This is a genomic window from Streptomyces sparsogenes (assembly GCF_001704635.1).
Lineage (GTDB): Bacteria > Actinomycetota > Actinomycetes > Streptomycetales > Streptomycetaceae > Streptomyces > Streptomyces sparsogenes.
Map to the genome: position 1 here is coordinate 40,892 of NZ_MAXF01000095.1, position 12,778 is coordinate 53,669.

13 protein-coding genes are annotated in these 12,778 nt (G+C 74.6%); 6 read left to right on the top strand and 7 right to left on the bottom strand.

From position 1 onward, the window contains the following. Window positions 1-83: 83 nt before the first annotated feature. Complete coding sequence (locus tag BBH68_RS42015; RefSeq protein ID WP_014176661.1) at window positions 84-236, bottom strand: hypothetical protein; 153 nt, start codon at window positions 234-236, stop codon at window positions 84-86. 208 nt (window positions 237-444) lie between these two features. Between BBH68_RS42015 and BBH68_RS19315 the strand changes: the two genes are divergently transcribed. Then, window positions 445-1,377: an NYN domain-containing protein gene (locus BBH68_RS19315; protein ID WP_065964146.1), complete on the top strand. Its 933-nt coding sequence runs from the start codon at window positions 445-447 to the stop codon at window positions 1,375-1,377. Window positions 1,378-1,402: 25 nt separating this feature from the next. Here the strand turns inward: BBH68_RS19315 and BBH68_RS19320 are convergent, their stop codons facing one another. Both BBH68_RS19320 and BBH68_RS19325 read right to left on the bottom strand, forming a co-directional pair. Continuing rightward, entirely contained in the window at window positions 1,403-2,296 is an 894-nt protein-coding gene (locus BBH68_RS19320; protein WP_065964149.1) for an alpha/beta fold hydrolase, read from the bottom strand. Window positions 2,297-2,447: 151 nt separating this feature from the next. Beyond that, on the bottom strand, window positions 2,448-4,295 hold the full coding sequence (locus BBH68_RS19325) for a DEAD/DEAH box helicase (protein ID WP_065964151.1): 1,848 nt from the start codon (window positions 4,293-4,295) through the stop codon (window positions 2,448-2,450). 464 nt (window positions 4,296-4,759) lie between these two features. Here BBH68_RS19325 and BBH68_RS19330 point away from each other — a divergent pair, with 464 nt between their 5' ends. Next, window positions 4,760-5,530 carry a ferritin-like fold-containing protein gene (locus BBH68_RS19330; protein ID WP_065964152.1) on the top strand — a complete coding sequence of 257 codons (771 nt, stop codon included), beginning with the start codon at window positions 4,760-4,762 and terminating at the stop codon, window positions 5,528-5,530. Between the two features lie 85 nt (window positions 5,531-5,615). Here BBH68_RS19330 and BBH68_RS19335 read toward each other — a convergent pair whose 3' ends face one another. The 4 genes from BBH68_RS19335 to BBH68_RS19350 all read right to left on the bottom strand — a co-directional run bounded on the left by BBH68_RS19335 (window position 5,616) and on the right by BBH68_RS19350 (window position 7,522). Then, on the bottom strand, window positions 5,616-5,882 hold the full coding sequence (locus BBH68_RS19335) for a hypothetical protein (protein WP_065964153.1): 267 nt from the start codon (window positions 5,880-5,882) through the stop codon (window positions 5,616-5,618). 263 nt (window positions 5,883-6,145) lie between these two features. Then, a complete protein-coding gene (locus tag BBH68_RS19340; RefSeq protein WP_065964155.1) occupies window positions 6,146-6,373 on the bottom strand; it encodes a DUF3107 domain-containing protein in 228 nt (75 codons plus the stop codon). A 147-nt stretch (window positions 6,374-6,520) separates the two neighbouring features. Continuing rightward, window positions 6,521-7,162, bottom strand: coding sequence for a TetR/AcrR family transcriptional regulator (locus BBH68_RS19345; RefSeq protein ID WP_065964158.1), 642 nt, complete (start codon window positions 7,160-7,162; stop codon window positions 6,521-6,523). Between the two features lie 135 nt (window positions 7,163-7,297). Continuing rightward, window positions 7,298-7,522, bottom strand: a complete 225-nt coding sequence (locus tag BBH68_RS19350) for a hypothetical protein (protein ID WP_065964159.1) — start codon at window positions 7,520-7,522, stop codon at window positions 7,298-7,300. A gap of 166 nt (window positions 7,523-7,688) precedes the next feature. On the opposite strand from BBH68_RS19350, the gene BBH68_RS19355 reads away from it, so the two are divergent. From BBH68_RS19355 to BBH68_RS19370, 4 genes are all read left to right on the top strand, one after another. Beyond that, window positions 7,689-8,747, top strand: coding sequence for an alpha/beta fold hydrolase (locus BBH68_RS19355; RefSeq protein ID WP_065964160.1), 1,059 nt, complete (start codon window positions 7,689-7,691; stop codon window positions 8,745-8,747). Window positions 8,748-9,031: 284 nt separating this feature from the next. Next, window positions 9,032-9,388 (top strand): hypothetical protein, encoded by a 357-nt coding sequence (locus BBH68_RS44270; protein WP_065964162.1) that lies wholly within the window; start codon window positions 9,032-9,034, stop codon window positions 9,386-9,388. Further along, window positions 9,385-10,452: a DUF3152 domain-containing protein gene (locus BBH68_RS19365; RefSeq protein ID WP_342673139.1), complete on the top strand. Its 1,068-nt coding sequence runs from the start codon at window positions 9,385-9,387 to the stop codon at window positions 10,450-10,452. Before BBH68_RS44270 ends, BBH68_RS19365 begins: the two co-directional genes overlap by 4 nt. Before the next feature lie 284 nt (window positions 10,453-10,736). Then, complete coding sequence (locus tag BBH68_RS19370) at window positions 10,737-12,683, top strand: DUF3492 domain-containing protein (protein ID WP_065964164.1); 1,947 nt, start codon at window positions 10,737-10,739, stop codon at window positions 12,681-12,683. Window positions 12,684-12,778 lie beyond the last annotated feature (95 nt).

Sequence of the window (12,778 nt, forward strand, 5' to 3'; positions counted from 1 at the left end):
GTAACGTACCGTAACGAACGGTAGCGAACAAGAATGAACGATAACGACAAGCTACGTATAGCTACGCATCCACGGGCGGGGCGTTACCGGGCGGAGCTTTCGGCGGGGCGGATGTAGATGCGCTGGCCGATCGCGGCGGCCTGCTGCACGATCCGGTTGACGGAGGCGGCGTCCACAACGGTGCTGTCCACGGCGGTGCCGTCGACGTCGTCAAGGCGCATGATCTCGAAGCGCATGGCTTCTCCCTTCGTCTGATCCTCCTGAGGAGAACTGTGATGTGAAACGGACGCCTGCGGCGCCTGTGCCGCGAGCATCCGTACGGTTCAACAGCGGGTGCCCCGGAAAACATTCCCTACGCTAAAGAAAATTTTCGGGAGTCTAATTACCGTCTCGTACCAGGTCCGGTTGTGCCCTCGCCGCACGGGCCCGGAGAATGAACCGCGTATGAGTGACGCAACGCCTCCGGGCCAACCAGACCTCGCCTCGATCGCCGCCGGCATCGAGCGCACCAACGAGCTGCTGCAGCGCGTGCTCGCCGAGGTCGCGACCACACCCTCCACCCACGCGATATTCGTCGACGCCGGGTATGTCTACGCGGCCGCCGGCCGGCTGGTCGCCGGGACGGAGGACCGCAGGGCCTTCGAGCTCGACGCCGAAGGGCTCATCGAGGCGTTCATCGACAAGGCCCGGACGATCTTCCCGGACAGCAGACTGCTGCGCGTCTACTGGTACGACGGCGCCCGGCGCCGGATCCACACCTCCGAACAGCAGAGCATCGCCGAGCTGCCCGACGTCAAGGTCCGCCTCGGCAACCTCAACGCGAACAACCAGCAGAAGGGCGTCGACTCGCTCATCCGCACCGACCTGGAGTCACTCGCCCGGCACCGCGCCATCGGCGACGCGGCGCTGATCGGCGGGGACGAGGACCTGGTCTCCGCGGTCGAGGCCGCGCAGGGATACGGCGCGCGGGTGCACCTGTGGGGCATCGAGGCCGTCGAGGGGCGCAACCAGGCCGAGCCGCTGCTGTGGGAGGTCGACAGCCAGCGCACCTTCGACCTCGACTTCTGCAAGCCGTACGTCACCCGCCGCCCGGCGGGCTTCGAACCGTACGGCGCCGACCCGGGGCAGTGCGGGCCCGCGCCCAGCCGCGACGACGTGCGCTTCGTCGGGGCCCAGATCGCCGCGCGATGGCTGTCCTCACGCGGCCGGGAGTCCCTCGCCGAGCTGCTGCCCGGCCACCCCTATCTGCCCGGCTCGGTCGACCAGGAGCTGCTGATCGACGCCGAGGCCCTGCTGCGGCTGTCGCTGCGCACGCACGCCGATCTGCGGCGGGCGCTGCGGGACGGCTTCTGGGAGCACCTGCAGGCCCAGTACTAGGCGTTGGCGCGGCCGCTGGGCGAGGCTACTGCTGGGCGAGGCCGTCCCAGAAGGCGATCAGCGCTTCGGCGGTGGATTGCGGCCGCTCGGCGTTGGGGGAGTGCCCGGCACCCTTGATCACCGTACGGTGGGCGGCGAGCCGCTCGGCCATCTCGTCCATCAGCGGCACCGGCCAGGCGTAGTCCAGCACCCCCGACAGCACATGCTTGGGCAGCGGCACCGCGGCCAGCTCCGCGACCCGGTCAGGCTCCCGGTTCAGCTGCCGCCCGGTGGCCATCAACTGCTCGGGCACGGTGGCGAGCCACCGCTTGTGGAGGAAGTCCTCCACCGCGGGCGACGTCGACTCCTCGGGCGCCTCCGGCGGGTCCAGCTCGCGCATCGCCTGCCAGACGGACTCCATGTCGCTCACGGTCAGCGCGTCGATCAGCAGCTTGGTGCGGGCCTGCTGCGGCTCGGAGATGGCGGCCGGGCCGGAACTCATCAGCGTCAGCGAGGCGAACGTCTCCGGGGCCCGCATCACCGCGGCCCGCACGATCAGCCCCCCGAGCGAGTGACCGAGCACATGCAGCGGCACACCCCGCTCACCTGCGCCGCCGCCGGCTCCGGCCTCCAGCGCGGCCGCCTGCGCCAGCACGTCCTGGGCCAGCTCCTCCTGCGCGTACGCCGCCTCGTCCCGCGGCCCCTCCGTCTCGTGCTGCCCCCGCCCATCCACCGCGACGGCCCGGAACCCGGCCCGGACCAGGGGCTCCAGCAGCGCGATGAAGTCCTCCTTGCTCCCCGTGAACCCCGGCACCAGCAACACCGCCCCCCGCGCCGCCCCCTCCGGGCGCGCGTCATGCACGGCGAACTCCCCGCGCACGGTGCGAAGACGGTACGCCCGGGCACACCCGGGCAGCGTGAGGAACGGCGGCCTGCTCATGCGCCGAGGCTAGCGCGTACACGGAAAATCCTGGCTAACCCCCCATGACGCGCGCCGCCCGCGCCGCGCGCGGCCGGGTGACGACTGGCGAGACGCCGAGGGCCCGGTCCGCGGGTGGGCGGGCCGGGCCCTCGGCGAGGGGCTGATGTCGTCAGCCGGTTTCCGTGTCGGCCTTCGCGGCCGCGCTGCGGGTGCGGCGACGGCGGCGGACCGGCTTGGCCTCGCCTTCCTCGGCCGGAGCCGTGGCCGGCTCGGCCTCGGCGGACGGCGCTGCCGCCGCCGGCTCGGACGCCTTCGCGGCCTCCGCCGCCTTGGCGGTCGACGCGCCGCGGGTGCGGCGGCGGCGCGGCTTGGCGGGGGCCTCGGTCTCCGCGGGGGCGGCTTCCGGCTGGGGCTGGGCGGGGTCGGTCACGACCGTCGCCGGGCCCTCGGCGGTGGCCACGGCCGTCTCCGCCTTGGCCGCTGCCGTCTCCGCGCCCGCCGTTTCCTTGCCTGCTGCCTCCGCGGCCGCCGCCTCCGCCTTCGCCGTGACGCCGCCGCGGGTGCGGCGACGGCGGCGGGGCTGCCTCGGCTCGGCGGCCGGGTCGGCCGGGTCGGCCGGGGTGGCGGGGTCGGTCGTGACCGTCGCCGGGCCCTCCGCCGTGGTCACGGCGGTCTCGGCCGACTGCGGCGAGTCACCGGCTTCGCCGTCGATCACCACGCCACCGCGCAGCCGGCGCCGCTGGCGCTGGGTGCGGGTGCGGGCGGGGCGCTCCTCGGCGGGGGCCGCCGCGCGGCGGCCGCGGCCGCCCCGGGCGCCGCGGGGGCCGGTCTCGCCGAGGTCTTCGATCTCCTCGGCGTCCAGGCCGGCCCGGGTCCGCTCCGCGCGGGGCAGGATGCCGGTGATGCCCTCGGGGATGTTCAGCAGCTCGTACAGGTGCTCGGAGGTGGAGTAGGTCTCCTCCGGGTCGCTGAACGGCAGGTCGAGCGCCTTGTTGATCAGCTGCCAGCGCGGGATGTCGTCCCAGTCGACGAGGGTGACGGCGGTGCCCGACGCGCCCGCGCGGCCGGTGCGGCCGATGCGGTGCAGGTAGGTCTTCTCGTCCTCGGGGGACTGGTAGTTGATCACATGCGTGACGCCCTCGACGTCGATGCCGCGCGCGGCGACGTCGGTGCACACCAGCACATCGACCTTGCCGTTGCGGAAGGCGCGCAGCGCCTGCTCGCGCGCCCCCTGGCCGAGGTCGCCGTGGACCGAGCCCGCGGCGAAGCCGCGCTGGGAGAGCTGGTCGGCGATGTCGGCGGCGGTCCGCTTCGTACGGCAGAAGATCATGGCCAGGCCGCGGCCCTCGGCCTGCAGCACGCGCGCCACGACCTCCGGCTTGTCCATGGAGTGGGCGCGGAAGACATGCTGGGTGATGTTGGCGACGGTCGCGCCCTCGTCGTCCGGCGCGGTGGCGCGGATATGGGTGGGCTGCGACATATAGCGCCGGGCCAGCGAGATGACCTGGCCCGGCATGGTCGCCGAGAAGAGCATCGTCTGGCGTTTCGCCGGCAGCATCTGGATGATCTTCTCGACATCGGGCAGGAAGCCCAGGTCGAGCATCTCGTCGGCCTCGTCGAGGACGAGGCTCTTCACGGCGGAGAGCCGCAGCTTCTTCTGGCCCGCCAGGTCGAGCAGCCGGCCAGGGGTGCCGACCACCACGTCGACGCCCTTCTTCAGGGCCTCGACCTGCGGTTCGTACGCGCGGCCGCCGTAGATCGCCAGGACGCGCACGGCGCGCACCTTGCCGGCGGTGAGCAGATCGTTGGTGACCTGCTGGCACAGCTCGCGGGTGGGGACGACCACGAGCGCCTGCGGGGCGTCGGTCAGCAGCTCGGGCTCGGCCCGGCCCGCCTCGACGTCCGCGGGGACGGTGACGCGCTCCAGCAGCGGGAGGCCGAAGCCCAGCGTCTTGCCGGTGCCGGTCTTGGCCTGGCCGATGACGTCGGAGCCCGAGAGGGCCACCGGGAGGGTCATCTCTTGGATGGGGAACGGGGACGTGATGCCGACGGCCTCGAGGGCCTCGGCCGTCTCGGGAAGGATCCCGAGGTCTCGGAATGTGGTCAGGATGCTTGCCTCTTCTGTGAGACGCGGCGTGAGGCGGCGAAGGGGGTCGCACGGCGCCCCGAGTACGACCGGCCTTGGGGTGGCCGGTCCGGCGCGGGACCACTGCCCTCGCTCGAGCGCTCATACCGCGAGCGGGTCCCTCCTGCCGTGCGCACGATTCCGTGCGCGCCGCGCGGAGGGCGGTCGGTTTGGAGCCGATCGGGCCACCGACCGGGCATCCGTATGCGTGGAACGACCCGCCGATACTCGGCGGGCGCCTTTACCACTGTACCCCGTGAGCGCGCATCTGTGACCGTGATGCCGGGTACGCCCGCCGGTCGGCCATGGCTGACCAGGGCCCTCCCCGGGGCGCCCAGCGGGCTATTGTGCGCACCATGGAGACGTCTGACACACCGGAGAACGGCCCCGCCGCCGGGGAGCGCACCGAGGGACACGCCGACGGGGAGCCCGCCGGAATCGCCGCCCAGGACTGGGCGCGGGCGGCCGCCGACCCGCAGTACCGCGCCGCCGTGGTGGACCTGCTCGGCGCCCTCGCCTACGGCGAGCTGGCCGCCTTCGAGCGCCTGGCCGAGGACGCCAAGCTGGCGCCCACGCTGGAGGACAAGGCGGAGCTGGCGAAGATGGCGTCCGCCGAGTTCCACCACTTCCAGCAGCTCAGGGACCGGCTGGCGGAGGTGGGCGAGCAGCCGACGGCGGCCATGGAGCCCTTCGCGGCGGCGCTGGACGGGTTCCACCGCCAGACCGCGCCGTCGGACTGGCTGGAGGGCCTGGTCAAGGCGTACGTGGGCGACTCGATCGCCAGCGACTTCTACCGCGAGGTGGCGGCCCGGCTGGACTCGGACACCCGCGCCCTGGTGCTGGGGGTCCTCGACGACACCGGCCACGCCTCGTTCGCGGTGGAGAAGGTGCGGGCGGCCATCGAGGCGGACCCGAGGGTCGGCGGGCGGCTGGCGCTGTGGGCGCGGCGGCTGATGGGCGAGGCGCTCTCGCAGGCGCAGCGCGTGGTCGCGGAGCGGGACGCGCTGTCCACGATGCTGGTGGGCGGGGTGGCGGACGGCTTCGACCTGGCGGAGGTCGGCCGGATGTTCTCCCGGATCACCGAGGCGCACACCAAGCGGATGGCCGCGCTCGGCCTGGCGTCCTGAGCCCTCAAGCACAGCGGCGGCGGCGCGCGGCCCGCACCCCCGGGGGTGCGGGCCGCGGCGCGCGCACATGTCGTGCGGCCCGGCTTCAGGCCGGCGCGGAGCGGCGGACCCTGCCGGCCGGGCGGACCAGCAGCGACAGCAGCGCCACCGCGAATCCCAGCGCGACGACCAGCACCGTCGGCGTGTGGCCCGCGCCCAGCACGGTGTGGCTGAGCAGGGCGCCGAGCAGCGCGGCGGCCGGGCCGGTGGACAGCAGCAGACGCCTGGAGTGGAACCTCCGGGGCTGCCAGCGGCCTGCCCCGTACGCGATGGCGAGACCGATCAGTACGGAGCCGAGCGCTTCCAAGATCATGGTGCGTCCTTCCCGTGAGCGGATCGGGACCGCGGCCTGCTGATACATCGGTGCCGAGCCCCGGTCGAGGCCGTACTACCCCCGCCCGGGGGTGGGCAACCCTGCGCGGCCCCACCCACACCCGAAGGGGGTCCTCCGTACCCGGGCGTGGCCCTGAAGGCCGCATGCGAAACATGCGAAACATCGAAACGTGGCATGCGAAAGCCGCGGGGCCCGGTGGAGGATCCACCGGGCCCCGCGGCTGTTGGCTTCGGCGCGGACGCTCAGAGCGCGCTGAAGCCGACCTTGCGGACGGTCGGCTCGCCGATCTCGACGTACGCGAGCCGGTCGGCCGGGACCAGGACCTTGCGGCCGTGGTCGTCCACCAGGGTCAGCAGCTGCGCCTTGCCGGCGAGCGCGTCGGCCACCGCACGCTCGACCTCCTCGGCAGACTGCTCGCTCTCCAAGGTGATCTCGCGGGGCGCGTGCTGCACGCCGATCTTGACCTCCACGGCTTTGTCCCTCCGACGGTCAGTTGGGTGCGCGGCCAGCCGCGCCGTACGCAGCACACATTAGCCGGGCGCGGAGACCGGCCGGGCCGCCCGGGCGCACGCCCGCAGCGAACACGCGCCCCGGCCGCTCCCAGCCGCCCCCGCGGCTCAGTGGCCGCCGTCGGCCCCGTGCAGCGGGAAGCCCGCGATGCCCCGCCAGGCGAGCGAGGTGAGCAGCTGCACCGCCGTGTCCCGGGGGACGGCGCTCTCGCTGGAGAGCCAGTAGCGCGCGACGACCTGCGAGACCCCGCCGAGGCCGACCGCCAGCAGCATCGACTCGTCCTTCGACAGACCGGTGTCCTCGGCGATGACCTCGCTGATCGCCTCGGCGCACTGCAGGGCGACCCGGTCCACGCGCTCGCGCACGGCCGGCTCGTTGGTCAGGTCGGACTCGAAGACCAGGCGGAAGGCGCCGCCCTCGTTCTCCACGTACGCGAAGTAGGCGTCCATGGTGGCGGCGACCCGCTGCTTGTTCTCGGTCGTGGACGCCAGCGCGGTGCGCACCGCCTGGAGCAGCGACTCGCAGTGCTGGTCCAAAAGGGCCAGGTAAAGGTCCAGCTTGCCGGGGAAGTGCTGGTAGAGCACGGGTTTGCTGACCCCGGCGCGCTCGGCGATGTCGTCCATGGCCGCCGCGTGATAGCCCTGCGCCACGAAGACCTCCTGGGCCGCCCCCAGGAGCTGATTCCGTCGGGCTCGGCGCGGCAGGCGCGTGCCCCGCGGGCGCGCCTCGGTCTGCTCGATGGCTGTCACGCCGCCTCCCAATGAGTGTTCCGTACACGGTGTCCACCGCGCCCGCCATCGTACTTTTGGGTAACAGGCCCGCGCGCGGTCCGTACGGAGAATTTCACGTACCGGACTCCATGAAAAGCTGACAAATGGCGCAGGTCATGGGTAGTCGTCCTCGTCCACCTCGACGACCCGGGCCTGTTCCAGCCGGTCCGCCTCGTTCACCTCGATCGATCCGTCGCCGTTCACGGGCTCGTCGCGCCGGGGAAGGAGGTCCTGGCGCTGCTCCGCGGCATCCACTTCCGGAGCCTCGACGTCCTCCACGGCGAATTCGGTGGCCTCGGTTTCCTCGAAGGTCTCGGGGTCGCTGGGGTCGACGGTCATTTCTCCCCTTCCTCAGGTGCCCGGGTCCGGGCCGCTCGTCCCGCGGCCCTGGTCCCGGTGATCGTCCCTGTGTAATACGAGCCTAGGAGAGCTCACTTTCGGACGCTACGTGGTCTGTGAGGGCCAACACAGGGTTCCCTGCGTGATGGTCTCGTAACATTGCCGCATGTCTTTGCCCGAGCCGCCGGATGCCCGCATCGTCCCAGCGGTACCACCCGCCCGGCCCGTCCGCGTCGGCGCGGGGGAGAAGCTGCGCACCGCGCGCCTCCCGGGTCTCACTCTCACCGTACGGTCCCGCCGGCCGGTCCGGGACGGGCTGCCCCCCGCGCTGTATGTGCACGGGCTCGGCGGCTCCTCGCAGAACTGGTCCCTCCTGATGGAACCGCTCGCCGACCGGCTGGACAGCGAGGCCCTCGACCTGCCCGGCTTCGGCGACTCGCCCCCGCCGGACGACGGCGACTACTCCATAGCCGGCCACGCCCGTGCCGTGATCCGCTACCTCGACGCGAGCGGTCGCGGCCCCGTGCACCTGGTGGGCAACTCGATGGGCGCCACGGTCTCCACCCGCGTCGCCGCGCTGCGCCCGGACCTGGTGCGGACCCTCACGCTCGTCTCGCCCGCGCTGCCCGAACTGCGCCCGCAGCGCACCGCGATCCCCACCGGCCTGCTCGCGATCCCCGGCGTCACACGGCTGTTCACCCGGCTGACCAAGGACTGGGACGCGGAGCGGCGCACCCGCGAGGTCATGGCGCTCACCTACGGCGACCCGGGCCGGGTCAGCGCGGAGAACTTCGCGCTGGCGGTCGAGGAGTTCGAGCGGCGGCTGGCCCTCCCGTACTTCTGGGACGCGCTCACGCGCTCGGCGCGCGGCCTCGTGGACTCGTACACGCTGGGCGGCCAGCACTCGATGTGGCGGCAGGCCGAGCGGGTGCTGGCGCCGACGCTGCTGGTCTACGGCATGCGCGACCAGCTGGTGTCCTTCCGGGTGGCGCGGCGGGCCGGCGCGGCCTTCCGCGACTCGCGGCTGTTGACGCTGGTGGACGCGGGGCACGTCGCGATGATGGAGTATCCGGAAGCAGTGGCGCAGGGCATGCGCGAGCTGCTTGACGACGTGGCAGGACGAGAGGGCCGGGAGGGCCGGGAGTACGGCGGCCGCCGGGGCGACCCGGACGAATGGGTCGCCCCGGTGCCCGGCGTGGACGGGAGCGGTGCGGCGCGTGGGTAAACACAGCGCACGTGGCGGCCAGGAGGGCCGCGACCGCCGGTCCGGGCAGGCCGGCCCCGGCGCGGGTGCCGGGCCCGGTTCCGGTCCCGAGTTCGTGGAGCACGTGGCGCCCGGCGCGGCCGCGGCCCCGGGCACCGGCCGCAGGCGGCGGGTGGTGCCGGGGCCGGGCGCGGATCCCGCGGTGACACCGCCGCAGGGCGTGCCGCGCATGCGTCCGCAGGAGCCCGCCGTGCCCCGGGCCCGCAGCGGGCACCCGGAACACCGCGAGCAGGGAGGCGGCTGGGGTGCCCTGGGCGGCCCGGGCGGGCCGGGCGGACTGGCTGGTCCGGGCGGGCCGGGCGGACTGGCTGGTCCGGGCGGGCCGGGCGGTCCTGCTGGGGGCGGCGGTCGTGGCGGACCCGGGGGTTCCGGGGCCCGAGGGGGTCCTGGTGGCCCCGGCGGTCGTGGTGGTCTCGGTCCCGATGGGCCCGGCGTTCCCGCGGGCCCCGGTGGTTTCGGCGGTCCCGGTGGGCCTGGCGGCCGTGGTGGACTCGGTCCCGGTGGGCCCGGTGGTTTCGCCGGCCCCGGCGGGCCGGCGCGGCGGGGTGGTCCGGGGGCCGCTCCCGGCGGCGCGCGGGCGTCGTTCGGGGCGCGGACGGTGAGCGCGCCGTCCGGCGTGGCGGCGGGCGGCCTGATGCCCGGTCCACGCAAGGAGTACGTCGAGGCATTCGACACCCCCGACGCCCTCGACTGCGACGGCGAGGACCTCTTCGCCGCAGGCGCCCCGGGCGCGGCGCGGGCGCGGCGCCGTACGGGCGCCGACGCGGGCGGGGCGCACGACGGCGGCAGCGGCACCGACACCGCCGAGGGCGCGGAGGAGCCCCGGGAGGCGGGCGGGCACGCCAAGGGCGGCAGGACGCGGACGTTCACCGGTGTGGCCGCCGCGGCCGTGACCACCGTGCTGGCGGTGGTGGTCGCCGGACAGGTGGCGGGCGGGCCGCAGGACGAGGGCAACACCGCGCGGTCCCCGGGCGGCGCCGGGCGCTCCGACGCGCCGGGCGACCACGACGACGGGCGCGGCGGCAAGGCGACCGCCTCCGCCTCGGCCAACCCCGCCCCCACGGCCACCTCGTACGACGCGCTGATGGCGCTCAAGTTCCCGCTGGACCCCAAGCTGAGCGGATCCGGGGCGTTCAAGGCCATCCCCGGACATGACAAGGGAACCGGCCGGGGCCGGGTGTGGCGCTATCGCGTGGACGTCGAGAAGGGGCTGCCGCTGGACGGCGAGCTGTTCGCGAAGGCCGTGCACAAGACGCTGAACGACGACCGCAGCTGGGGACACGGCGGGACCCGCTCCTTCGACCGGGTCTCCTCCGGCCGGGCCGACTTCGTGATCACGCTGGCCAGCCCCGGCACCACCGCGAAGTGGTGCGCGAAGTCCGGCCTGGACATCACCCAGGACAACGTCTCCTGCGACTCGGCCTCCACCGAGCGCGTGATGATCAACGCCTTTCGGTGGGCGCAGGGCGCGCGGACCTTCGGCGACGACAGGATGCACGCGTACCGGCAGATGCTCATCAACCACGAGGTGGGCCACCGGCTCGGGCACAACCACGAGTACTGCTCGCGGCAGGGCGCGCTGGCGCCGGTGATGATGCAGCAGACCAAGTTCCTGACGACGGACGGGGCGACCTGTCGGCCGAACGCCTGGCCGTACCCCAAGTAGGCGCCCCGCGCACCGTCCCCCGCCTTCCCCACGCGCGCCCGTCAACCACGGGCGCGCGCCCGTCACCCACAGCCACGCGCCCTTGAACGGCGGCCGCCCTGCCGCCGACGCGCGGCCCGTACCGCCCCGCAACGCCTGACCCCCGGGAAAGTCACGGGCGTTCACCCCTTCCGGTGGCGCGACGGACAACCGTCCGTCGCGCCACCACCCCGCCCGCATAACGTGCTGCCGCTGCCGGACGGCGGCGCGACTGCTTGCCGACAGGGGAGATCGGGGGTGCGCTCATGCGCGTGGGACTGCTCACGGAGGGTGGGTATCCATACGCGACCGGTGAGGCGAGAGTGTGGTGCGACCGGCTGGTGCGGGGGCTCGACCAGCACGAGTTCGAGGTCTACGCACTCAGCCGGAGCCCCCGCCAGGCGTCAGGGGGCTTCATGGAGCTGCCCGGCGCGGTCCGGCGGGTCCGCACCGCGCCGCTGTGGGGGGAGGTCGCGGGGACGCCGCGCCGGGGACGGGAGTCGTACGGGCGGCGCGAGCGGCGCCGGTTCGCCGAGTGCTTCGGGGAGCTGGCGGCGGCGATCAGCGCGCCGGGCGGCCCCGGGAGCCCGGTCGCCCCCGCTGTCCCCGCTTCCCTCGACGCCCCCGCTGCCCCCGCTGTCCCCGAGCCGGACCGGGCCGAGTGGGCCGGCGGTACCGACAGCACGGGCTACGCCGACGGACGCCAGGCGGACCGTTTCGCCAGTGGGCTGTACGGGCTCGCCGACCTGGCCCGGGAGCACGGCGGGCTGCCCGCCGCGCTGCGCTCCGAGACCGCCGTACGCGCCCTCGAGCGCGCCTGCCACACCCCAGGCGCCCTCCACGGCGCGCACCAGGCGCGGGTCGCCGACCTGCTGACCCTGGCCGGAGCGCTGGAGCGCGCGCTGCGCCCGCTGTCGCTCGACTGGTACGGCGAGGGCCACGGCGAGGGCCCCGGCGCCACGGCCGGACCCGGCCTGTCCGGTGTGGACCTGTGCCACGCCGCCTCGGCGGGCCCGGCCGCGCTCCCGGGGCTGCTGGCCCGGCGCTTCTTCGGCACCCCCCTCCTGGTCACCGAGTACGGCGTACGGCTGCGCGAGTACTACCTGGCGAGCGCCGCCCGCCCCGCCGCGCCCAGGAGCGCGGCGCACTCCGGGCCGGTGCGGACGCTGCTCGCCTCGTTCCAGGGGCGGCTGGCCGCCGAGGCCTACGCCCGGGCGGCGCTGGTCACCCCCGGCAACACCCATGTGCGCCGCTGGCAGGAGCGCTGCGGTGCCGCCCCGGAGCGGCTGCGCACCGTCTACCCGGGCATGGACGCGAGCCGCTTCGCGGAGGTGGGCGAGCGCGGGGCGGGCGGTGCCGGCCGCGCCGGCGGGCTCGGTGGCGTGGCCGGCGCCGGCGCGGCGGCCGACGACGGCCGCACGCTGGTGTGGCTGGGCCGCCTCGAGCCCGCCAGGGACGTGGTGGCGCTGCTGCACGCCTTCGCCCAGGTGCGGCGGGCGGTGCCCCGCGCGCGGCTGCGCCTCGTCGAGACCGGGCGCCCCGCCCCGGGCGCCGCCGACTACCCGGCCCACTGCCGCGCCCTCGCCGCCCACCTCTTCCCCGACGAGGCCGCCGACGCCCATACGGTCGGCGACAATCCGGTGTCCTTCGAGCGCCTCGGCGGCCCGGAGCTGCCGTCCGCCGCCGAGGCGTACGCGGCGGCCGGCGTCGTGGTGCTGTCCAGCGTGGTCGAGGGCTTCCCGGTCGGACTCGTCGAGGCGATGTTCTGCGGGCGCGCCACGGTGTCGACGGACGTCGGCGCGGTGTGCGAGGTCATCGGCGGCACGGGCCTCGTCGTCCCGCCGCGCAACCCGCGCGCGCTCGGCGACGCCTGTCTCGCACTGCTCGGCGACCCCGAGCGCCGCGCGCGCCTGGGCGCCGCGGCGCGCGCCCGCGCGCTGGAGCTGTTCACCACCGAGCAGAACGTGGCGGCGTTCCGGGGCATCTATCTGGAGCTCATGTCGCACTGCCCGGTGCGCCGGGACGAGACCGACGAGGACGGCGAGCCCGTGCCTTTCGCCCGCCCGGCCGAGGCCCACATCCCCGGCCGCTGGGCGGGGCGCCGCGGCGAGGCCCACGCGACGGCCGACCACACCCCCACCTGGGCCACCGCCCCACCCGACCCCGAACCCTTGGGAGTGGGCCCGCGGCTGCCGGAAGAGGCCCGCCCATGACCCCGCCCGGCCCGCCCGGAGCGGATCCCGTCCCACACCCCGCCCCTCAGCCGGACGCCTCGCGCACTCCCCGAAGCCCCGGCGGGTGGAACGCG